Raw genomic sequence first — 19,463 nt, forward strand, 5'->3', positions numbered from 1 at the left:
GTCACGCCCGTCCCGGACGACGGTGGCCGCTCTCCGCCTCCCACGCGTCGAGCAGCGGGGCGAGCCCGGGTGGCCACACCGGCTCCGCCTCCCGCGCGAGCTCCTCGCGCGTCCACCAGCGCCAGCCGAGGATGCCGTCCGTGGCGTGGGAGGCCGCGAGGCCGGGCCCGCCGGGTTCGCGACGCGGGCCGGGGGAGACGTAGATGTGCTCGTGCTGGGTCACGAGGATGCCCATGCGGGTGAAGTCGTGTTCCCAGGTGCACAGCAGGGGGCCCGGTTCCAGGTCCGCCCACCCGGTCTCCTCGCGCAGTTCGCGCAGCGCCCCCTCGCGCGGCGACTCGCCCTCCTCCAGGCCGCCGCCGGGCAGCGCCCAGTGTCCGCCGACGTCGGCGTTGTGGTACCGGAAGAGGAGGACGGCGCCCTGCGGATCGACGACGGCGACCCGGCCCGCACGGCGGGACCTGCGCAGCGGCTTGCGCAACACGGCGCACGGACGGCCGAGTCGCAGGTCGGGCCGGTGCCCGATGACCTGGTACCCGAGGGCGGTCCAGAAGGCGAGCCCCTCGGGGTGGGCGTCGAGCACGGCGAGCCGCAGGGCATCGCGGCCGGCCGCCCGGAAGCGGTCCTCGACCTGCCGGACGATCCGCCCGCCGTGGCCCTGCCCCTGCACGGCCGCGTCCACCATCAGCAACCCGACCCACGGATCGGGATCGGCCGGGTCGGGATGCCGGTCGAGGGTGACCACGACCCCGACCAGCCGCCCCTGACTGCGGGCGAGCAGCACCTCCACACCCTCGTGCGCCAACTCCCGCGCGAGCGCGGCCGCCACCTGCTCCGGCCGGATGTCGTCCGGATCCGGGAAGTCACCGCCGAGGGCGTGGAACGCGTGCTGGGAGGCGTAGAGCGCCGTGAGTTCGGTGAGCAGGGGCGCGGGGATGTCGTGGTCGGGGGTGAGGGGGAGGGGGTCGAGGAGCATGGGAAGCACGCTAGTCGGCGAAGCCGGTCCGACAGGTCTTCCGCCGACTTGTCACATCCCCGGGCCCGGCGGTGTCTTCATGCCGATCACGTCGTAAGCCGGGCGGGCCGGGCGGCCACCGAGACAGCAAGAACACCGTGACACCGCGTATGCCGAAGGCGGAGCTTCCCACCCAGTTGAAGGAGAACCTGATCAAGCAGTTCGGCGCACTGCCCGAGCCCGTGGAGGTGGGGTTCAACAACCCCGCGGTCGCCATGGCCGCTCTGGAGTTCGGGGCGAAGGCGGCTGAGTGGGACACGGCCGACGAGAGCCTCAAGACCTTCGCGCACATGGCCGTCGCGGCGCAGGTCGGCTGTAGCTGGTGCCTCGACGTCAACTACTTCGCGGCGCTGAACCGGAACCTGGACCTGGTCAAGGCGAGCCAGGTGCCGCGCTGGCGGGAGGCGGACGTGTTCACGCCGCTGGAGCGGGACGTGCTGGAGTACGCCGAGGCGATGACGAACACGCCGCCGACCGTCACCGACGAGCTGTCCGCGCGTCTGCTCGACCGGCTCGGCCCGGCGGCGCTGGTCGAACTCACCGTGCTCATCGGCTTCGCCAACCTGTCGGCCAGGACCAACGCGGCGCAGGGGATCACCTCGCAGGGCTACTCGGACGCGTGCGACATTCCGCTGGCCGCGGGCCCCGGGCAGTCCCCGGTGGCTGGACGAACCGGCCGAACTCGCCAGGTAGGCCGCGGAGCCCCCGGCCTGGTGGCCGAGGGCTCCGAGGAGGCGTGCGCGTGGGCGCAGGACGTCAGACGCTGACGCCGAAGTCCTGGGCGATGCCCACGAGGCCCGAGGCGTAGCCCTGGCCGACCGCGCGGAACTTCCACTCCGCGCCGTTGCGGTAGAGCTCCCCGAAGACCATGGCCGTCTCGGTGGCCGCGTCCTCCGAGAGGTCGTAGCGGGCGATCTCGGCGCCGCCGGCCTGGTTGACGATACGGATGTAGGCGTTGCGGACCTGGCCGAAGTTCTGCGAGCGGTTCTCCGCGTCGTAGATCGAGACCGGGAAGACGATCTTGTCGATGTCGGCCGGGAGACCGGCCAGGTTGACGTTGATCGCCTCGTCGTCGCCCGCGCCCTCGCCGGTGCGGTTGTCGCCGGTGTGGACGATGGTCTGGTCCGGCGTCTGCTTGTTGTTGAAGAAGACGAAGTGACCGTCGGAGTAGACCTTGCCCTGGGGGTTGACCGCGATCGCCGAGGCGTCGAGGTCGAAGTCCGTGCCGGTGGTGGTGCGGACGTCCCAGCCGAGGCCCACGGTGACGGCGGTCAGGCCCGGAGCCTCCTTGGTGAGCGAGACGTTGCCACCCTTGGACAGGCTTACAGCCATGGTTGGGAGTCCTTCCCTCGTTGCGTACGGCTTCGTACGGGGCTTCGTACGGGCACGAAGCTACAGCTATCCCTATGAACGCAGCGAAGGGTGCTCAAGGTTCCCCGCCACTCCGCGTTTCTTTACTTTCTTTACCAAGATGACCGTGCGGCTGGTTCCGGGGATATTCGCGTGACGTGGGGGCGGCGCGAGCGGGAACATGGTGGGCATGTCTGGTCCCTATGTCGTCCGCGGCTCCGTCTCGCTTCCCGAGGCCGAGCTCATGTGGCGTTTCTCGCGGTCTTCGGGGCCGGGCGGGCAGCACGTCAACACCAGTGACTCGCAGGTGGAGCTCCGCTTCGACCTAGCGGGCACCGAGGCGCTGCCCGAGGTGTGGAAGGCGCGGGCGCTCGAGCGGCTGGCCGGTCGGCTCGTCGACGGCGTCGTCACCGTCCGCGCCTCCGAGCACCGCTCCCAGTGGCGCAACCGCGAGACCGCCGCCGTACGCCTCGCGGCGCTCCTCGCCGAGGCCACCGCCCCGCCGCCCAAGCCGCGCCGGCCGACCCGGATCCCGCGCGGGATCAACGAGCGCCGGCTGCGGGAGAAGAAGCAGCGCTCGCAGACGAAGCGGGGCCGGAACGGACGAGACTGGGGCTGACCGGACGGGATCGTTCCTGACTGGTACTGATCGAATTTCCCGGCACCTTGCGTGCGCGTGTCACATCTCGGGCGCGACATCCGTCAGTTACATGACAGTCAATCGCGACCAGGGATGTGACGAACGATGGCAACAGGCGACGCCGACTTCCTCGCCGAGCGCTTCGAAGCGCACCGCAGCCGCCTGCGTGCTGTCGCGCACCGCATGCTCGGGTCCGCCACCGAGGCCGACGACGCCGTGCAGGAGGCGTGGGTGCGGCTCAGCCGGAGCGAGGGCGAGAGCGCGGGCAGGGAGATCGACAACATGGCGGGCTGGCTGACGACCGTCGTCGGCCGGGTCTGCCTGGACATGCTGCGCTCGCGCCGTTCATACGCCGAGGAGCCGCTGGACGACTGGACGCCGGCCCCGTCGTGCGAGGACCCCGACCCGGCGCGGGACGCGCTGCTCGCCGACTCCGTGGGCGTCGCGCTGCTCGTCGTCCTGGACACCCTCACCCCCGGCGAGCGGCTGGCTTTCGTGCTGCACGACCTGTTCGGCGTGCGCTACGAGCAGGTCGCGAGCATCGTCGACCGGACCCCGGAAGCCGCCCGGCAGCTCGCCGGCCGGGCCCGGCGCCGGGTGCGGGGCGCACAGGAGCCGGACGTCGATCTCGCCCGGCAGCGCAAGGTCGTCGACGCCTTCCTGTCCGCCGCCCGGGACGGGGACTTCGTCAAGCTGCTCGCCGTGCTGGACCCGGACGTCGTCGCCCGCTCGGAGGCCGGCGTGGTCGCGGGCGCGGCGGCGGTCACGGCGGTCGCGTCCAGCTTCGCCTTCGTCGGGGCCGTCGTCAGGCCCGCCCTCATCGACGGCGCGACCGGACTGGCGGTGCTGTTCGAGGGCCGGGTGGAGCGGATACTCGGCTTCACGTTCGTGCGCGGTGGCCGGATCGCCGTGATCGACGTCGTGGCCGACCTCGACCGCATCTCCGAACTGGAAGTGAAGCTGCTCTAGTTCCGAAGGCGGGCCCCGGGGCGGGAAGGCGGGCTCCGGGGCCGGGGCGGCTAGTCCAGGGCGAGGACGCCGACCGTCTCTCCCTCGCTGGTCTCGCCGTTCTTCCGGAAGCCCAGCCCGAGATAGAAGTCCGCGGGACCGTTCTCGCCCTCGTGCCAGGTCACGTACATCTCCTCGGTGCCCCGGCGGCGCAGTTCCGCGGCCACGGACTCCACGGCGAACCGGCCGTAACCGCGGCCCTGTTCACCGGCGGCGATGTTCAGCCGCCACAGTCCGGAGCGGATCGGGCCGCCGTCGCCGCGCCCGTTCCAGTCGATGTCGAGAAAGGCCATCAGAAAGCCGACGGCCCGGTCGCCGTCCATGATCAGGCGTGGCCAGGCGACCCCCGCGCGATGGACGTGGGCCTCCGCGAGCGACTGCATCACAGGAGAGACGGCGAACTCCTGGTCGGGCCGGACCCGAATGCCGGTCGCGGCCTCGAAATTCGCGGGAGTGATGATCTCGAGTCGGGGCCCTGAAGTCGTCATGCGGGCACCCTAGGCGGGCCGCTCGGCCGGCGGCCACGGCATTTTCCGGGGTCACCTCAACTGCCGGTAACGGCCCCGGAAATGCACCAGCGGACCGCCGTCCGCGCTCGGCACCGACGCGGTGAGCACACGGCCGATCACCAGCGTGTGGTCGCCGGCCGTGACCTGCTGCTCGGTGCGGCACTCCAGGGTCGCCAGGGCGCCGCCGACCAGGGGCGCGCCGGCCACCTCGCCGCGGGTGTACGGGATGTCCTCGAAGAGCAGCCGGTCGCTGATGCGGCCCTTCATGGCGAAGCGGCCGGCGATGTGCCGCTGGCTCTCGGAGAGCACCGAGACCGCCCACAGGGGCTGCTCGTCGAGCAGGTCGTCCATCCGGGAGCCGGTGCGCAGACTGACCAGGACCAGCGGCGGGTCCAGGGAGACCGACATGAACGCCGTCGCGGTCATGCCGACGTCCTCGCCGTCCGGCGCCCCGGGGTCGTCCGGGTCGAGGGACGGCTCCCGGGCGGTCACCAGGACCACGCCGTCGGCGAGCCGGGACATGGCGGCGCGGAACTCGTCGTTGCTCACTCCCTCAGCATGCCTGGAGCGGGTCTCGGACACGGTCTTGAGCACAGCCGGCTCGAGTACGTCTGGGGGCATGTCCGAAACGCTAGTGTCCGTCCGGTGCGCGGCGCATCGGACCTCCGCCCGAGTAGGGTCGTAGGACCGTGGACCTATTCCCCCGGCGCCCGATTCCGGTGTCCGTCCGGGCATGTTCGTGCCTGTCCGTGTTCAGGAAACACACAGGAAAACGCGGAAACTCCACTCAAATGTTCATCTTCACCTGTGACTTGAGTCACAAGAAGCATTAATTGTTGACCCTGTGTACCGAGTGGGCAGCGCGCTGTGATTCAGTGGCGGAGGCGTCACAAGGAGACACACACCGACAGCACAGCACCAGAAACGACGTTACGCCGAGAACAACCCTTGATTCGCTGCGAAGTCTCGGGGGGAGGGCGAAACACATGGAGACCGAGTCGGAGCCTTACGTCCGCCTTGCGTCCCTGCGACAGCTGCACCAGGTCATGGCCGACATGAACACGGCCCGCAGCCTGGCCGACACCTTGCAGACCGTCGCCGACGGCGTGGTCACGGCACTCGGGTACGAGCTGGCGTGCGTCAACCTCGTGCGTCCCGACGGCGATCTCGTGGTCGCCGCCTTCGCCGGCAACCCGGCCGCCGAGGCCCTGATCACCGGCCGGGTCGGCTCGCGCGAATCCTGGGACCGGCGCCTCGCCATGGGGGAGACCTGGGGCGACCTGATCTTCATACCCCACACCGAGGGCTGGGTCCTCGACGACGACGACGTGCCCCAGTGGTACACCGACGGGCCCGCGCCCCGCTTCGAGGACGAGTGGCACCCCTCGGACCGCCTCTTCGCCCCCATGTACATGCCCGCCGCCCCCGGCAGCGGAGACGCCTGCGGTGAGCTGATAGGCGTCCTGTCCGTGGACCGGCCGCGCAACGGCCGCCGGCCCGGCGCGTGGGGGCGCGAAGCCCTCCAGATGTACGCCTTCCAGGCCGCCATCGCCATTAGCAACGCGCGTCTACGTGCGAATATGCAGCGGGCACTGGTACGGCTCGAACGCGAGCAGCAGGCCCTGCGCGCCAGTGAGGAAAGCTTCCGGCAGGCCTTCGAGTACGCCCCCTCCGGCATGGCGATAGCCGAGATGGGCGGCGACCAGCACGGTCGGATACTCCGGACCAACGACGCCCTGTGCCGCCTGCTGGGCCGCCCCGCCTCCGCGATGCGCCGCTACTCCTTCTCCGACCTCGTCCACCCCGAGGACATAGGCACCCTGCTCCGCACCTCCGCCGAGGGCGGGCGCGCCGAACTCCGCCTCGGCCGCCGGGACGGCACCTACGTCTGGGTCAGCCTCCGCAACTCCGTCGTCGCCGACGCCGCCGACGGGCCCCGCTTCCTCCTCACCCACGTCGAGGACATAGAGGACCGCAAGCGCCGCGAGCTCCAGCTCGCCCACCGCGCCTCGCACGACTCCCTCACCGGACTGCCGAACTCCGCCGAACTGCGCTCGCGGCTCTCCGCCCGGCTCTGTCAGCGCCCCCAGTCCACCCACCCCGCAGCCGTCGACGCCATGGACACGGCGTACGGCCACGCGGCCTTCGACGCCAACGGGCACGGCTTCGACTACCGGCCCGGCGGTACCGAGTCCTTCGACGGCTACGACCACCATGTGCACACCGCCGCCCCCGAGGAGGGGCACGACGACGGCACCAAGGGGCTCGCGGTCCTCTTCTGCGACCTCGACGGCTTCAAGTCGATCAACGACCGGTTCGGCCACAACGCCGGCGACGCGGTCCTCATCGAGGTCGCCCGCCGGCTCTCCCGCCAGGTCCGCGACGGCGACACGGTAGCCCGGCTCGGCGGCGACGAGTTCGTGATCCTCGCCGACGGCCTCGGCCGCGCCGACGCGGCCGACCTGGCCGTACGGCTGCGCAACGAGATCATCCAGCCGATCCGCGCCGAGGGCCGGGCCGTTCGGGTGGGCGCGAGCTTCGGTATCGGCTGGGCACATTGCGGGATGACCGCGGACGAAGTGCTGAAGTCCGCCGACGAACGCATGTACGTCGAGAAACGATCTCGTCCCAAACAGCACCGGCGTGCGGGATGATCACCAGGTCAGCGAGCTGATGCGATCAGAGTCACCTGTTTGGGCCATCCGGAGCGGGTAGGCTCGCCAGTCTGACCGCACCATCGCATCCGACCCCGCACTTGCTGAGGAGTACCAAGGGATGACGTCCGGCAACAACGGCGCGAGTACGCCCGAGGACGACGACCCGTTCGGCTACCTCTACGCCGACGGCCAGGCCAACGGCGCGCAGCCGCCGTCCGGTGGTGGCTACGGCTACCCCAACTCGGTCAGCAGAGTGCGCGCGGTCGGCGAGCGCCAGTACGGACAGCAGCAGACCGCGCAGTACGGGCAGCCGCCGACGATGCCTCAGCAGCAGGGCACGTACGGCCAGCCGAACGCGCACTACGCCGCGCCCGAGAACTTCGGCGGCGGCCCCTCGACCGGTCGTCAGCCCGCGCAGAGCGGCGGCGGCCGCGGCCGCGGCCCCAACACCAAGGGTCTGCTGATCGGCGCGGTCGCGGTGGTCGCCGCGGTCGTGATCGGCATCGCGGTGGCCATGGCGAACGGTGACGACGGCTCCGACGACAACAAGGCGAGCGACCAGCCCGCCACTTCGGCCTCCGCCTCCGCGAGCCCCTCGCCCAGCGAGTCGGCCGGCGACGACGAGAACAAGGCGGAGATCCCGCCGGTGGACGCGAAGGCGCTGAACCTCGGCGGCAGCGCCGCCCTGGCCTCGGACGTCGAGGGCGCGCAGGCGGCCGGCGGGGTCTATGTCGGCAACCTCAACCAGGTCGGCAACTCGGTCACCTGGACGGTCAACGGCATCCCGTCGGACGGCACGTACACGCTGTTCGCGCACTACAGCGTGCCGGGTGAAGACCAGGCGATGACGCTCACGGTCAACGGCAAGACCTTCGGCAGCAAGTTCCCCCTCAAGAACTACGCGAAGGGGCCCGCCGGAGACTTCGTCAAGGGCTGGACGACGAGCTACACGTATCCCACGCTCACCAAGGGCACCAACACGCTCACCCTCTCCTGCCAGGACGGCGACAAGTGCAACGTCCTGCTGGACCAGTTGTGGGTGAAGGCGGGCCAGGTCAAGAGGTGAGCCCCCGGGTTCAGGCCGCGGTCATCTCCGCGGCCACCGTGATCCGGCCGAGCAGCTCCTCGTAGGCGGCGCGGTCGAACTCGCCCGCCGCCGGGGCCGCCACGGTCGCCGCCGACAGGGCCACCGCGCGGGACAGGCGGTCCGGCCAGGGGAGGCGTTCCACCAGGCCGGACAGCAGGCCCGCGACCGCCGAGTCGCCCGCGCCGACCGGATTGCCGTGGACGCGGCGTGGCGGGGCGGCGCGCCAGCGGCCCTCCTGGGTGACCGCGAGGAAACCTTCGGCGCCCAGCGAGGCCACGACGGCGTGCGCGCCGCGCCTTCGCGCGTCCCGGGTCGCCTGCAACGGCTCGTGCGAACCGGTGAGTTCGGCCAGTTCGGTGGCGTTCGGTTTGACGATGTCCGGGCGGGCGGCGACCCCGCGGCGCAACGGCTCTCCGCTCGTGTCCAGCAGTACGGGGACACCCGCGGCCCGTGCCCGCCGCACCAGGACCGCGTACGCGCCCACCGGCACCCCCGGCGGCAGGCTGCCGCACAGGGCCACCGCGTCGGCGCCGGCGAGCAGCCCCTCGTACGCCTCCTGGAAGGCGGACCACTCGGCCGGCGCGATCACCGGGCCGGGTTCGTTCAGCTGGGTCGTGTCGCCGGTGCGGGCGTCGACGACCGCGACCGTGCGGCGGGTGGCCCCGGCGACCGGGACGAGGGCGTCCACGATCCCGGTCACGGCGGTGAGTTTTTCCTGTACGACCCGGCCGGTGGGGCCGCCCGCGAAGCCGGTCGCCGTCACCTCGTGGCCGAGGGCGGCCAGCACCCGGGCGACGTTCAGCCCCTTGCCGCCGGGCCGTTCCCGCACGTCGGTCACCCGGTGCGAGGCGTGCGGCCGCAGCGCGGGCACGCGATAGGTGAGGTCGAGAGCGGTGTTCAGGGTGACGGTGAGGATCACCTGGCGGCCTCCCCCGGCTGGCGTGCGTACATGAACGGTTCCGGAACTCTCCGGCTTCCGGAGGCCTGATCATGCCAAAGAGACGGCGACCGGCCCAGTGCGCGGGTCGGCCACCGTTCCTGTGCGGGGGGACGTTTCAGGCCAGTTGGGGATCCACCACCCAATCCCCCTTGCGCATCACGCCCTTGAGCTCGAAGTTCTCGTCCAGCAGGACCAGGTCGGCGTCCTTGCCGGGTTCCAGCGAGCCCACCCTGTCGTCGAGGCCCAGCAGCCGTGCCGGATTGGCGGACAGCGCGGCGACGACGTCCTCGACCGGCAGCCGGTCGATCGTCACCGCCCGCTGGAAGGCGCGGTCCTGGGTGAGCGTGGAGCCCGCGATCGAGCCGCCCTCCACCAGCCGGGCCACGCCCTTGCTGACCTCGACCTCCAGCGGACCGAGCAGATAGCGGCCGTCGCCGATGCCCGCCGCGTCCATCGCGTCCGTGATGAACGCCACCCGACCCGGGCCCGCGTGACGGAACGCCAGCTCCAGGGCGGCCGGGTGCAGATGCGTGCCGTCGTTGATGAGCTCGACCGTCACCCGCTCGTCCTCCAGGAGCGCGGCGATCGGGCCGGGGCTGCGGTGGCCGAGCGGCGGCATCGCGTTGAAGAGGTGGGTGGCGACGGTGGCCCCGGCCTCGATGGCCTGAACCGTCTGCTCGTACGTCGCGTCCGTGTGCCCGACGGCGGCGATCACGCCGTGCTCGGCGAGCAGTCGTACGGAGTCCAGGCCGCCCGGGAGTTCCGTGGCGAGGGTGACCATGCTCGCCCGGCCGCGCGCCGCGTCGATCAGCTTGCGCACCTGAGCCGGGTCGGGGTCGCGCAGCAGTGCCTCGGAGTGCGCGCCCTTGCGGCACGGCGAGATGAAGGGGCCCTCGAAGTGGATGCCGGCCAGGTCGCCCTGCTCGGCCAGTTCGCTCAGCAGGCCGGCCTGACGGACGAGGAAGTCCATCTCGTCGGTGACGGTCGAGGCGACGAGGGTGGTGGTGCCGTGCAGCCGGTGGGTGTGGATGGCCTTCAGGACGTCCTCGGCCGTGCCGGAGAAGGAGGCTCCGCCGCCGCCGTGGTTGTGCAGGTCGACGAAGCCGGGGACCAGCCAGTGGCCCGTCACGTCGAGGACGTCCCCGTGCGGGGCTTCGGCCGCGATCTTCGTGCCGTCGATCGTGACGCGGCCGTCGGGAACCGTGCCCGTCGGCAGTACCACCCTGGCGCCGATGAGTACCTGCGGGCGCGTCGTGGGTCGTTGCGCAGTTCCCCGCGCCCCTAGGGGGGTGGCCATCAGGGTGTTACCTCCATACCGTCGGTTGTGTTGAGGAGATCCCAGGCCAGGAGGCCCGCGCCCAGGCAGCCGGCGGTGTCGCCCAGGGCCGCCGGCACGATCTCCGGCAGCTTCTGGAAGGTCACCCGTCGGCGGACCGCGTCCCGTAGGGGCGTGAACAAGGTTTCCCCCGCCTCGGCGAGGCCGCCACCGATGACGAGCGTGCGGGGGTCCAGCAGGGTGAGGGCGGTGACCAGGCCGTCGGCGAGCGCGTCCACGGCCGTCTGCCAGACCCGGACGGCGTTCGGGTCGCCGGACGTGACGGCCTTCGCGCAGTCCGCGGCGTCCGCCTTCGGATCCCCGCAGGCCGCCGCCCATGCCTCGCTGACCGCCGCGGCCGACGCGAAGCGCTCCAGACAGCCGTGCTGGCCGCACGGACACGGGGTTCCGCCGGGGCGTACGACGATGTGGCCGATCTCGCCCGCGAAGCCGTGGGCGCCCGCCTCCACCCGGCCGTCGACGCCGATCGCCCCCGCGATGCCGGTGCCCAGCGCCACGAACAGGAACCGGTCCGCGCCCCGGCCCGCCCCGATCCGGCCCTCGGCGAGGCCGCCGGTGCGCACGTCGTGCCCGAGGGCGACGGGAGCGCCGAGGCGGTCCGCGAGGAGTGCGCGCAGGGGTACGTCCCGCCAGCCCAGGTTGGCCGCGTAGGCGGCGACGCCGTTCGCCTCGTCGACGATGCCGGGCACGGCCACGCCCGCCGCGGCCGCGGGCTCGCCGAACTGCCGGGCGCCGTGTTCGCGCAGCTCGGCGGCGAAGTCGAGGATGCCGGCGACGACCGCGTCGGGTCCGCGCTCACGGCCGGTGGGCCGGCGGGCCCGGTGCAGCAGTGCGCCGTCCGCGCCGACCAGGGCGGCCTTCATCCCGGTGCCGCCCACGTCCAGGGCGATGACATGTCTCACGGGGACAGTGTGGACCGAGGACCCGCGAGAGGTCTAGTCCACTCGCGGGTTGTGGGGGTACCGTGCCGCCCCGGAGGCCGAAAGAGGTCTAGTCCACATGGGTGGTGTAGACCTTAATCCGCATAGCGGTCCATTGGTATGATCAATCAGTCGGGAGCGTCACGGTGCAGCGGCGGGCACGGAAGTCAGGAACGATCACGGGTGCGGTCGCGGGGGTGTCGGCCCTCGGTATGGCCGCGGTCCTCACCGGCTGCGGACTCTCCGGAGACTCCGACGACGTCACGCTGAGACTCGTCGCCGCCGACTACGGCGACAGCAGCGCCAACAGTTCGAAGAAGTACTGGGACAAGCTCGTCGAGGGTTACGAGAAGGACCACCCCGGCGTCACCGTCGACGTGAGCGTCTACTCCTGGAACGACGTGGACGCCAAGGTCAAGGCGATGGTCGACGCGGGCAAGGCCCCCGACATGGCCCAGATCGGCGCGTACGCCGACTACGCGGCCGCCGACCTGCTCTACAAGGTGAGCGATGTGCTCTCCATCCCCGTCGAGGCCGACTTCGTGTCCCAGCTCGCCAACGCGGGCGAGGTGCACGGGGTGCGGTACGGCATGCCGTTCGCCTCCTCCACGCGGCTGCTGTTCTACAACAAGACCCTCTTCGCCAAGGCCGGCCTGACCCCGCCGACCACCTGGGCCGAGCTCGCCGAGGACGCGAAGGCGCTCAAGGACGAGGGCGTGAAGTACCCGTACGCACTGCCCCTCGGATCCGAGGAGGCGCAGGCCGAGACCCTCCAGTGGCTGCTCAGCGGCGGGGGCGGCTACACCCAGACCGTCAGCGCCTACAGCATCGACTCCACCGAGAACGTCGAGACCTTCGACTGGCTGAAGGACGACCTGGTCGGCAAGGGCCTCACCGGGCCGGTCGCGCCGGACAAGCTGAACCGGGCCGCCGCGTTCGCCGCCTTCGCCGCCGGCGACGTGGGCATGCTCAACGGGCACCCCTCGCTGATGAAGGCGGCCGCGAGCAAGGGCGTGAAGTTCGGCATGGTGCCGATGCCCGGCGTCGCCGGCCCGACCAAGGTCTCCATGGGCGTCGCCGACTGGATGACCGCCTTCAAGCAGAACGGACACGCCGAGCAGGTCGGCGACTTCCTCGACTACGTCTACAGCGAGAAGAACGTGCTGGACTTCTCCCGCGAGTACGACCTGCTGCCGGTCACCACCTCGGCCTCCCAGGTCATGGGCGCGGCCAAGGAGGACGCCGACCTCAAGCCGTTCCTCGACGAGCTCCCGCTCTCCGAGACCTACCCCGTCGGACGGACCTCCTGGGCGAAGGTCAGCGCGGAGATCAAGCAGCGGATCGGCCAGGCCGTGACCGCGAACGGCGACCCGGCCGGCGTACTGGGCGAACTCCAGACCACGGCCACGACGCTGGACGCCGGCACCGGCTGACGAGCCGGCCGGCGCTGGGCCGCTGTCGGTGCCGGGCGTTACCGTGCGGACATGGAGCGGCGAGCGGAAGCGGACGGGCTGGGGGCGGGGGAGCGGGGCATCCTCGCCCTGGAGCGGCGCGGGTTCTCCGGCCCCGGCGCGAAGGAACGGGCGATACGCGAGGAACTGGACCTGTCCCCGGTCCGCTACTACCAACTCCTCAACGCCCTCCTGGACGACCCCCGCGCCCTGGCCCACGACCCGGTCACGGTGAACAGACTGCGCAGGGTGCGGGCGGCGAGGCGGGGGGAGCGCTAGCCGCTGGCGTGCGTTGGCTATCGTCGGCGTATGGGCACCCACGAGACGCACTCCTCGGAACCCGAACCCCTCTCCCTCCCCGTTCCGGTCACCCCGGCGGGCCGCGCCGCGCTCGACGCGATCGTCGGCCGGCCCGCCACCACGCTCGTCGCGCTCGACTTCGACGGCACCCTCGCCCCGATCGTCGAGAACCCGGAGGACGCCCGGGCGCACCCCGGCGCCGTCCCCGCGCTCACCGCCCTCGCGCCGAAGATCGCCGCCGTCGCCGTCATCACCGGGCGGCCCGCCGAGGTCGCCGTCCGGCACGGCGGATTCGCCGGGGCCGCAGGACTGGAGCACCTCGCCGTCCTCGGCCACTACGGCGCCGAACGCTGGGACGCCCGCACCGGCACCCTGAGCGCCCCGGCCCCGCACCCGGGAGTGGCCGCCGTCCGCGCCGAACTCCCGCGGGTCCTGGCCGCCGCCGGGGACCTGCCGGGTGTCTCGGTCGAGGAGAAGGGCGGCCGGGCCGTCGCCGTCCACACCCGCCGCGCCGACGACCCCCGGGCCGCCTTCGAAGCGCTGCGGGCCCCGCTCACCGACCTCGCCGCCCGGCACGGCCTGATCGTCGAACCCGGCCGGATGGTCCTGGAGCTGCGCCCGCCGGGCATGGACAAGGGTGTCGCCTTGCTGGAACACGTCCGCGAGACCGGCGCGCGGTCCGTCCTCTACGCCGGTGACGACCTCGGCGACCTGCCCGCCTTCGCCGCCGTGGAGAAGCTCCGCGCGGACGGCGTACCCGGGCTGCTGGTGTGCAGCGGCAGCACCGAGGTCGGCGAACTCGCGGAACGCGCGGACCTCGTCGTCGACGGGCCCGCAGGCGTCGTACGGCTGCTGCGGGAACTGGCCGCTCAGCTCGGCTGAATCTCCCGCAGCGCGTTCAGCTGGTCCAGGAACCACTGGGCCGGGGGAAGCGCGGTCGCCGCCGCGGACAGCCGCTTCGTGCGCTCGGCCCGCTCCTCCGGCTTCATGGTCAGCCCCTCGTGCAGGGCGCGGGCGGTCTCCAGGACGTCGTACGGGTTCACCGTGATCGCGTCCTCGCGCAGTTCCCAGTAGGCCCCCGCCTCCCGGGACAGGACCAGCGCGCAGCCCTCGTCGGAGACGACCGGGACCTCCTTGGCGACCAGGTTCATGCCGTCGCGGATCGGGTTCACCAGGGCCACGTCGGCCAGCCGGTAGGCGGCGAGGGAGCGGGCGAAGTCGTCCTTGAGGTTCAGCAGGACCGGGGTCCAGCCGGGCGTGCCGTAGGCGTCGTTGATCTCCTCGGACAGCCGCTGCACCTCGGCCATGTAGTCGCGGTAGACGGCGAGGTCCTGGCGGGAGGGGTAGGCGAAGGCCACGTGGACGACCCGTTCGCGCCACTCCGGGTGGTCGTCGAGCAGCTGCCGGTAGGCCAGGAGCCCGCGCACGATGTTCTTGGACAGCTCGGTGCGGTCGACGCGGACGATCGCCTTGCGGCCCTCGCCGATCTCCGCGCGCAGCGCCGCCATGCGCTCGTCGACGTCCGGCCGGTGCGAGCGCTCGCGCAGGAAGTCGGCGTCGGCGCCGAGACCGTGCACGCCGATCCTCGTCCTGCCGGGGCCGCCGGCGAACTCCGTACAGCACGCGGTGAACGCGTCCGCCCAGCGCCGGGTGAGGAAGCCCAGGCGGTCCGCGCCGAGCATGCCGTGCAGCAGCTGCTCGCGGATGTCCCCCGGCAGCAGCGCGAAGTAGTCCACCGGTGCCCACGGGGTGTGGGAGAAGTGGCCGATCCGCAGGTCAGGGCGGAGTTCGCGCAGCATCCCCGGCACCAGACAGAGGTGGTAGTCCTGGACGAGGACCGCCGCGCCGTCCGCCGCATCCTCGGCCAGCGCCTCCGCGAACGCCCGGTTGTAGGCCTCGTACGACGCCCACTGGCGGCGGAACTCCGCGTCGAAGGCGGGCTCCAGCGGTGTCTGGTAGAGCAGGTGGTGGACGAACCACAGCACGGAGTTGGCGATGCCGTTGTAGGCGTCCTCGTGCACATCGGCCGGAACGGCCAGCATGCGCACGCCCTCCTCGCCGACGCCGCGCCGGACCGCCTCCCGGTCGCCGTCGGAGAGCGCGGAGCACACCCAGAGGGCGCCCGCCTCGGGCCCGATGGCCGACAGGCCGGAGACCAGCCCGCCGCCCCCGCGTTTCGCGTGCAGCGAGCCGTCCTCGCGTACCTCGTAGGAGACCGGACCGCGGTTGGACGCGACCAGCACCTCGGCGGCCCGGGCGGCAGTGTCGTGCGTGGAAGCCATACGCCCAACCTAGCCCGGTCGGGAAACGCTCAAACGTACGGTCGCGCTGCGTGGACGGGCCGTATCCGGCCGTGTCGCCGCGGTCGGCGCCATGCCGTATACGGCCCGTCCGGCACTCACGCGACCTTGCGGGTCGCGTACTCCGCGATCTCCGCCATCGGCGGCCGTTCCTCGGTGTCCACGGAGTACGTCCGCGGCTCGAAGCCGTCCGCGCTCCGTTCGAACTGGGTGAGGGACGGGCGGATCAGGTGCCCGCGGGCCAGCCGGAGCTGGGCGGTGCGGTAGATGGCCGCCGCCATCCGGCCCAGCGCCTGCCCGTCCTGGTGACGGTGCTTGCGCACGCCGATGTCGACCTGGGCGAGGGCGTCCAGGCCCACCAGGTGCAGGGCGTCCACCAGCATGCCCAGCTCCACGCCGTAGCCGACGGGGAAGGGCAGCTGCTCCAGCAGGCTGCGGCGGGCCGCGTACTCGCCGCCGAGCGGCTGCACGAACCCGGCCAGCTGCGGCCAGTGCATGTTGAGCAGCGGGCGGGCCATCAGCTCGGTGACCCTGCCGCCCTGGCCGGCCGCGCCGCCCAGCGGACGGTCGTACATGCCCTTGACCAGATCCACCCCGGGGTCGGTGAGCAGCGGGCCGACGATCCCCGAGACGAAGTCCGAGGAGAACTCCCTCAGATCGGCGTCGATGAAACAGACGATGTCCCCGGTGGTGACCAGCAGGGAGCGCCACAGGACCTCGCCCTTGCCGGGCACGGCCGGTATCCGCGGCAGGATGTCGTCCCGGTGGACGACCCGCGCGCCGGCCGCCGCGGCCACCTCGGACGTACGGTCGGTCGAGCCCGAGTCGACGACGACGATCTCGTCGACGAGCGGGACCTGGTGCATGAGGTCGTGACGGATGACCGCGACGATGTCACCGACCGTCTCCTCCTCGTTCAGCGCGGGCAGGACGACGGACACCGACTGGTTCGTGGCGCGCTTCGCGGCCAGGATCCGGTGGAGCGGACGATCGGTCGCGGACCAGGAGCGGGTGGCCAGCCAGCGCTCAGTTTCTCGAAGCACAGTCTGCGGCTCCTCACTGTCGTGATCACACCGGGTGCACGGGAGGTGACCGTGTGATCCATCTCGCGGTTCGGACGACTCTCTCAACTGTCCTGGCCTTCGGTTACAGTCTTGAACAACGCGGATGACCATCGCATGTCCGAGGTCGCCCCCCGTTCACAACTTCATACCGCTCATCCAGAGGGGCAGAGGGATACGGCCCGATGAAGCCCCGGCAACCCTCCAGCCGGTCTCGTAACGATCACTGATCCACGTGGTGATCGCTTCGCGAGGCTCCCGGCTCGGGAAGGTGCCAAATCCGTCTCACGGCGAGATGCGTCGTGAGGAAGATGAGGAGAAAGGGCCTCGCCTCACATGGCTGCGCAGACTGTTGCAAGCACCACCGACTCTACGACGTCCTCTGCTGTCGACCTCGGTCCGGCCGCGGCGTTGACCTGCCGCGAGTGCGGCCACCGCGTGCCCCTCGGCCCGGTCTTCGCCTGCGAGGAGTGTTTCGGGCCGCTCGAGATCGCCTACGACTTCTCCTCCTACGACACGGAGGAGCTCCGCAAGCGCATCGAGTCGGGGCCCGCGAACATCTGGCGCTACGCGCCGCTGCTGCCCGTCCCCGCGGACGTGGCCGACAAGCCCAACATCAACCCCGGCTGGACCAAGCTCGTCCAGGCCGACAACCTCGCCCGTGAACTGGGCGTCGACGCCGGCAAGCTCTTCGTCAAGGACGACTCCGGCAACCCGACCCACTCCTTCAAGGACCGGGTCGTCGCCCAGGCCATCGAGGCCGCCCGCGCGTTCGGCTTCACCACTCTCTCCTGCTCCTCCACGGGCAACCTGGCCGGTGCCGTCGGCGCCGCCGCCGCCCGGGCGGGCTTCCGGTCCTGCGTGTTCATCCCGCACGACCTGGAGCAGGGCAAGGTCGTCATGGCCGCCATCTACGGCGGCGAGCTCGTCGGCATCGAGGGCAACTACGACGACGTCAACCGCTTCTGTTCCGAGCTCATCGGCGACTCGGCGGGCGAGGGCTGGGGCTTCGTCAACGTCAACCTGCGGCCCTACTACGCCGAGGGCTCCAAGACGCTGGCGTACGAGATCTGCGAGCAGCTCGGCTGGCGGCTGCCGGACCAGCTGGTCGTGCCGATCGCCTCCGGCTCCCAGCTCACGAAGATCGACAAGGGCCTTCAGGAGCTGATCAAGCTCGGGCTGGTCGAGGACAAGCCGTACAAGATCTTCGGCGCGCAGGCCGAGGGCTGCTCCCCGGTGTCCGTGGCCTACAAGGCCGGGCACGACGTGGTCCGCCCCCAGAAGCCGAACACCATCGCCAAGTCGCTGGCCATCGGCAACCCGGCGGACGGTCCGTACGTCCTCGACATCGCGCGGCGCACCGGCGGCGCGGTGGAGGACGTGAACGACGAGCAGGTGGTCGACGCGATCAAGCTGCTGGCGCGCACCGAGGGCATCTTCGCGGAGACCGCCGGTGGTGTGACGGTGGGCGTGACGCGCAAGCTGATCGAGAACGGTCTTCTCGACCCGACGCTCACCACCGTGGTGCTGAACACGGGTGACGGTCTGAAGACGCTGGACGCGGTGGCCGGCAGCGGCCTGACCGCGACCATCCGCCCGACCCTGGAGTCGTTCCGGGACGCTGGTCTCGGCTGAGAGATTTGTTGTTCGTCTGCGGGCCGTGGGGCTGGTCGCGCCCACGCGGCGGCAGCCGCACGATCCAGACAGCCCCGCGCCCTTCGGGGCGCTCCGCCTGACCGGAGGTCGAAAGAGCATGAGCGTCAACGTCCGCATCCCCACCATCCTGCGCACCTACACCGGCGGCCAGGCCGAGGTGAAGGCCGAGGGCGCGACCCTGGGTGAGGTCATCGCCGACCTGGAGAAGAACCACACCGGCATCGCCGCCCGGGTCCTGGACGACCAGGGCAAGCTGCGCCGGTTCGTCAACGTGTACGTGAACGACGACGACGTCCGCTTCGAGCAGGGCCTGCAGACGGCGACCCCGGACGGCGCCGGCGTCTCGATCATCCCGGCCGTCGCAGGTGGCTGACCGTAGTTCAGTACCCATCGGTAGTAACCGTCGGTAACAGCGATTACCGAGCGTTCATCGAATTGCCCTCTCCGCGATAGAAGCGGAGGGGGCAATTCAGTGTGGTTGAGCGCGGTACAGTTGGGGAACCCGGTCCCGATCACCGGATCCGGAGCCTTTGATTTCTGCCCCGCGCCCGACAAGAAGCAGCCAATGTGTGCGCCTCTTTCGTGGCATTTGTGGCTTATACAGGGCCCGACTTGCCCTTAATTCGGGCGAATTCTCGCCACATTCCGGATCCCATGCGTCCGGAATTCTCGTCCGACTGACCTGTTGCAGACGGCAGTTGGACAGATACATTCAGCCGCGGTCGACGCGTTCCGGCGCACGCCCCCAAGCCAACCGGGGGGTGAGGTCTGACCCGGATCCGCGAAGTGTGGATCCGTGCAAGGGCCAGTAATAGGGGAGTTAGGCATGGCTCAGGGCACCGTCAAATGGTTCAACGCGGAGAAGGGGTACGGCTTCATCGCGGTCGACGGTGGTGCGGATGTTTTCGTCCACTACAGCGCGATTCAGATGGACGGCTACCGCACCCTGGAAGAGGGTCAGCGGGTCGATTTCGAGATCTCGCAGGGTCAGAAGGGGCCGCAGGCGGACATGGTCCGGCTCGCGACCGGCTGAAGCACGCGCCGACTGAAAGCGTCGTTCTTCTGTACAACTGACGAAGGGCTCGCACCCCCATGGGGGTGCGAGCCCTTCGGTCTGTCCGGGGGCGTGCGCGAGGCGTCGGTGAGACGTCCGCGAGGGGTGTCCGGAAGGGCACGGGTCCGGCGGAGGCGCTTGCACTCTCATGGGTCGAGTGCTAATCATTGGCGTTAGCA

At 71.0% G+C, this 19,463-nt stretch carries 19 protein-coding genes, 1 pseudogene and 1 riboswitch; of the genes and pseudogenes, 11 read left to right on the forward strand and 9 right to left on the reverse strand.

What is annotated here, in order from left to right; genetic code table 11:
* Position 1: 1 nt before the first annotated feature.
* Entirely contained in the window at positions 2 to 976 is a 975-nt protein-coding gene (locus OHU34_RS23210) for a GNAT family N-acetyltransferase (protein ID WP_142264933.1), read from the reverse strand.
* Between the two features lie 137 nt (positions 977 to 1,113).
* Between OHU34_RS23210 and OHU34_RS23215 the strand changes: the two are divergent.
* A pseudogene (locus tag OHU34_RS23215) lies at positions 1,114 to 1,680 on the forward strand (carboxymuconolactone decarboxylase family protein); the annotation flags it as partial.
* Positions 1,681 to 1,771: 91 nt separating this feature from the next.
* Here OHU34_RS23215 and OHU34_RS23220 read toward each other — a convergent pair.
* Positions 1,772 to 2,347 carry a TerD family protein gene (locus OHU34_RS23220; protein WP_020130301.1) on the reverse strand — a complete coding sequence of 192 codons (576 nt, stop codon included), beginning with the start codon at positions 2,345 to 2,347 and terminating at the stop codon, positions 1,772 to 1,774.
* A gap of 199 nt (positions 2,348 to 2,546) precedes the next feature.
* Between OHU34_RS23220 and arfB the strand changes: the two genes are divergently transcribed.
* Positions 2,547 to 2,984: an alternative ribosome rescue aminoacyl-tRNA hydrolase ArfB gene (gene arfB, locus OHU34_RS23225; protein ID WP_142264932.1), complete on the forward strand. Its 438-nt coding sequence runs from the start codon at positions 2,547 to 2,549 to the stop codon at positions 2,982 to 2,984.
* A 126-nt stretch (positions 2,985 to 3,110) separates the two neighbouring features.
* Positions 3,111 to 3,974, forward strand: a complete 864-nt coding sequence (locus tag OHU34_RS23230; protein ID WP_405768110.1) for a sigma-70 family RNA polymerase sigma factor — start codon at positions 3,111 to 3,113, stop codon at positions 3,972 to 3,974.
* 50 nt (positions 3,975 to 4,024) lie between these two features.
* Here OHU34_RS23230 and OHU34_RS23235 read toward each other — a convergent pair whose 3' ends face one another.
* Together OHU34_RS23235 and OHU34_RS23240 are read right to left on the reverse strand one after the other, a co-directional pair.
* A complete protein-coding gene (locus OHU34_RS23235; RefSeq protein WP_028806927.1) occupies positions 4,025 to 4,501 on the reverse strand; it encodes a GNAT family N-acetyltransferase in 477 nt (158 codons plus the stop codon).
* 51 nt (positions 4,502 to 4,552) lie between these two features.
* Entirely contained in the window at positions 4,553 to 5,143 is a 591-nt protein-coding gene (locus tag OHU34_RS23240) for a flavin reductase family protein (protein WP_142264930.1), read from the reverse strand.
* 365 nt (positions 5,144 to 5,508) lie between these two features.
* Here OHU34_RS23240 and cdgB point away from each other — a divergent pair, with 365 nt between their 5' ends.
* Positions 5,509 to 7,176 (forward strand): diguanylate cyclase CdgB, encoded by a 1,668-nt coding sequence (gene cdgB, locus OHU34_RS23245; RefSeq protein WP_142264929.1) that lies wholly within the window; start codon positions 5,509 to 5,511, stop codon positions 7,174 to 7,176.
* 121 nt (positions 7,177 to 7,297) lie between these two features.
* A complete protein-coding gene (locus tag OHU34_RS23250) occupies positions 7,298 to 8,245 on the forward strand; it encodes a carbohydrate-binding protein (RefSeq protein ID WP_142264928.1) in 948 nt (315 codons plus the stop codon).
* 10 nt (positions 8,246 to 8,255) lie between these two features.
* On the opposite strand, the gene OHU34_RS23255 is transcribed toward OHU34_RS23250, so the two are convergent.
* The 3 genes from OHU34_RS23255 to OHU34_RS23265 form a co-directional block, all read right to left on the reverse strand.
* On the reverse strand, positions 8,256 to 9,185 hold the full coding sequence (locus OHU34_RS23255; protein ID WP_142264927.1) for a 1-phosphofructokinase family hexose kinase: 930 nt from the start codon (positions 9,183 to 9,185) through the stop codon (positions 8,256 to 8,258).
* Positions 9,186 to 9,321: 136 nt separating this feature from the next.
* Positions 9,322 to 10,503 (reverse strand): N-acetylglucosamine-6-phosphate deacetylase, encoded by a 1,182-nt coding sequence (nagA, locus tag OHU34_RS23260; RefSeq protein WP_405768114.1) that lies wholly within the window; start codon positions 10,501 to 10,503, stop codon positions 9,322 to 9,324.
* Positions 10,503 to 11,444 (reverse strand): ROK family protein, encoded by a 942-nt coding sequence (locus tag OHU34_RS23265; protein ID WP_405768117.1) that lies wholly within the window; start codon positions 11,442 to 11,444, stop codon positions 10,503 to 10,505. The genes nagA and OHU34_RS23265 overlap by 1 nt, the downstream gene beginning before the upstream one ends.
* A 215-nt stretch (positions 11,445 to 11,659) precedes the next feature.
* Here OHU34_RS23265 and OHU34_RS23270 point away from each other — a divergent pair, with 215 nt between their 5' ends.
* Genes OHU34_RS23270 through otsB form a run of 3 tightly spaced genes read left to right on the forward strand, consistent with a single transcriptional unit; the run spans position 11,660 to position 14,095 of the window.
* The gene (locus OHU34_RS23270) at positions 11,660 to 12,895 is read left to right on the forward strand and encodes an ABC transporter substrate-binding protein (RefSeq protein ID WP_372481732.1); all 1,236 of its coding nucleotides are present in this window, start codon (positions 11,660 to 11,662) and stop codon (positions 12,893 to 12,895) included.
* A 51-nt stretch (positions 12,896 to 12,946) separates the two neighbouring features.
* Positions 12,947 to 13,192 (forward strand): DUF3263 domain-containing protein, encoded by a 246-nt coding sequence (locus OHU34_RS23275; RefSeq protein WP_405768119.1) that lies wholly within the window; start codon positions 12,947 to 12,949, stop codon positions 13,190 to 13,192.
* Positions 13,193 to 13,222: 30 nt separating this feature from the next.
* The gene (otsB, locus tag OHU34_RS23280) at positions 13,223 to 14,095 is read left to right on the forward strand and encodes a trehalose-phosphatase (protein WP_405768122.1); all 873 of its coding nucleotides are present in this window, start codon (positions 13,223 to 13,225) and stop codon (positions 14,093 to 14,095) included.
* Here the strand turns inward: otsB and OHU34_RS23285 are convergent.
* Positions 14,083 to 15,495: a trehalose-6-phosphate synthase gene (locus OHU34_RS23285; protein WP_200839714.1), complete on the reverse strand. Its 1,413-nt coding sequence runs from the start codon at positions 15,493 to 15,495 to the stop codon at positions 14,083 to 14,085. The genes otsB and OHU34_RS23285 overlap by 13 nt on opposite strands.
* 116 nt (positions 15,496 to 15,611) lie before the next feature.
* A complete protein-coding gene (locus OHU34_RS23290; protein WP_142264923.1) occupies positions 15,612 to 16,556 on the reverse strand; it encodes a glucosyl-3-phosphoglycerate synthase in 945 nt (314 codons plus the stop codon).
* A 170-nt stretch (positions 16,557 to 16,726) separates the two neighbouring features.
* Positions 16,727 to 16,892, forward strand: a riboswitch (SAM riboswitch).
* 18 nt (positions 16,893 to 16,910) lie between these two features.
* On the opposite strand from OHU34_RS23290, the gene thrC reads away from it, so the two are divergent.
* From thrC to OHU34_RS23305, 3 genes are all read left to right on the forward strand, one after another.
* Complete coding sequence (gene thrC / locus OHU34_RS23295; protein ID WP_028806924.1) at positions 16,911 to 18,209, forward strand: threonine synthase; 1,299 nt, start codon at positions 16,911 to 16,913, stop codon at positions 18,207 to 18,209.
* 118 nt (positions 18,210 to 18,327) lie between these two features.
* Positions 18,328 to 18,603, forward strand: coding sequence for a MoaD/ThiS family protein (locus OHU34_RS23300; protein WP_020130285.1), 276 nt, complete (start codon positions 18,328 to 18,330; stop codon positions 18,601 to 18,603).
* Positions 18,604 to 19,056: 453 nt separating this feature from the next.
* Positions 19,057 to 19,263 (forward strand): cold-shock protein, encoded by a 207-nt coding sequence (locus OHU34_RS23305; RefSeq protein ID WP_007493268.1) that lies wholly within the window; start codon positions 19,057 to 19,059, stop codon positions 19,261 to 19,263.
* Positions 19,264 to 19,463 lie beyond the last annotated feature (200 nt).

Origin of the sequence: Streptomyces sp. NBC_00080 (genome assembly GCF_045041255.1) — a bacterium.
Lineage (GTDB): Bacteria > Actinomycetota > Actinomycetes > Streptomycetales > Streptomycetaceae > Streptomyces > Streptomyces coriariae.

Excerpts from the sequence above, each read along its gene's own strand:
- OHU34_RS23240 (WP_142264930.1), bottom strand. The coding sequence starts at position 5,143 with ATGCCCCCAGACGTACTCGAGCCGGCTGTGCTCAAGACCGTGTCCGAG.
- OHU34_RS23300 (WP_020130285.1), top strand. The coding sequence starts at position 18,328 with ATGAGCGTCAACGTCCGCATCCCCACCATCCTGCGCACCTACACCGGC.
- OHU34_RS23275 (WP_405768119.1), top strand. The coding sequence starts at position 12,947 with ATGGAGCGGCGAGCGGAAGCGGACGGGCTGGGGGCGGGGGAGCGGGGC.
- OHU34_RS23210 (WP_142264933.1), bottom strand. The coding sequence starts at position 976 with ATGCTCCTCGACCCCCTCCCCCTCACCCCCGACCACGACATCCCCGCG.
- OHU34_RS23230 (WP_405768110.1), top strand. The coding sequence starts at position 3,111 with ATGGCAACAGGCGACGCCGACTTCCTCGCCGAGCGCTTCGAAGCGCAC.
- OHU34_RS23250 (WP_142264928.1), top strand. The coding sequence starts at position 7,298 with ATGACGTCCGGCAACAACGGCGCGAGTACGCCCGAGGACGACGACCCG.
- OHU34_RS23220 (WP_020130301.1), bottom strand. The coding sequence starts at position 2,347 with ATGGCTGTAAGCCTGTCCAAGGGTGGCAACGTCTCGCTCACCAAGGAG.
- thrC (WP_028806924.1), top strand. The coding sequence starts at position 16,911 with ATGGCTGCGCAGACTGTTGCAAGCACCACCGACTCTACGACGTCCTCT.
- OHU34_RS23285 (WP_200839714.1), bottom strand. The coding sequence starts at position 15,495 with ATGGCTTCCACGCACGACACTGCCGCCCGGGCCGCCGAGGTGCTGGTC.
- otsB (WP_405768122.1), top strand. The coding sequence starts at position 13,223 with ATGGGCACCCACGAGACGCACTCCTCGGAACCCGAACCCCTCTCCCTC.
- nagA (WP_405768114.1), bottom strand. The coding sequence starts at position 10,503 with ATGGCCACCCCCCTAGGGGCGCGGGGAACTGCGCAACGACCCACGACG.
- cdgB (WP_142264929.1), top strand. The coding sequence starts at position 5,509 with ATGGAGACCGAGTCGGAGCCTTACGTCCGCCTTGCGTCCCTGCGACAG.
- OHU34_RS23235 (WP_028806927.1), bottom strand. The coding sequence starts at position 4,501 with ATGACGACTTCAGGGCCCCGACTCGAGATCATCACTCCCGCGAATTTC.
- arfB (WP_142264932.1), top strand. The coding sequence starts at position 2,547 with ATGGTGGGCATGTCTGGTCCCTATGTCGTCCGCGGCTCCGTCTCGCTT.
- OHU34_RS23305 (WP_007493268.1), top strand. The coding sequence starts at position 19,057 with ATGGCTCAGGGCACCGTCAAATGGTTCAACGCGGAGAAGGGGTACGGC.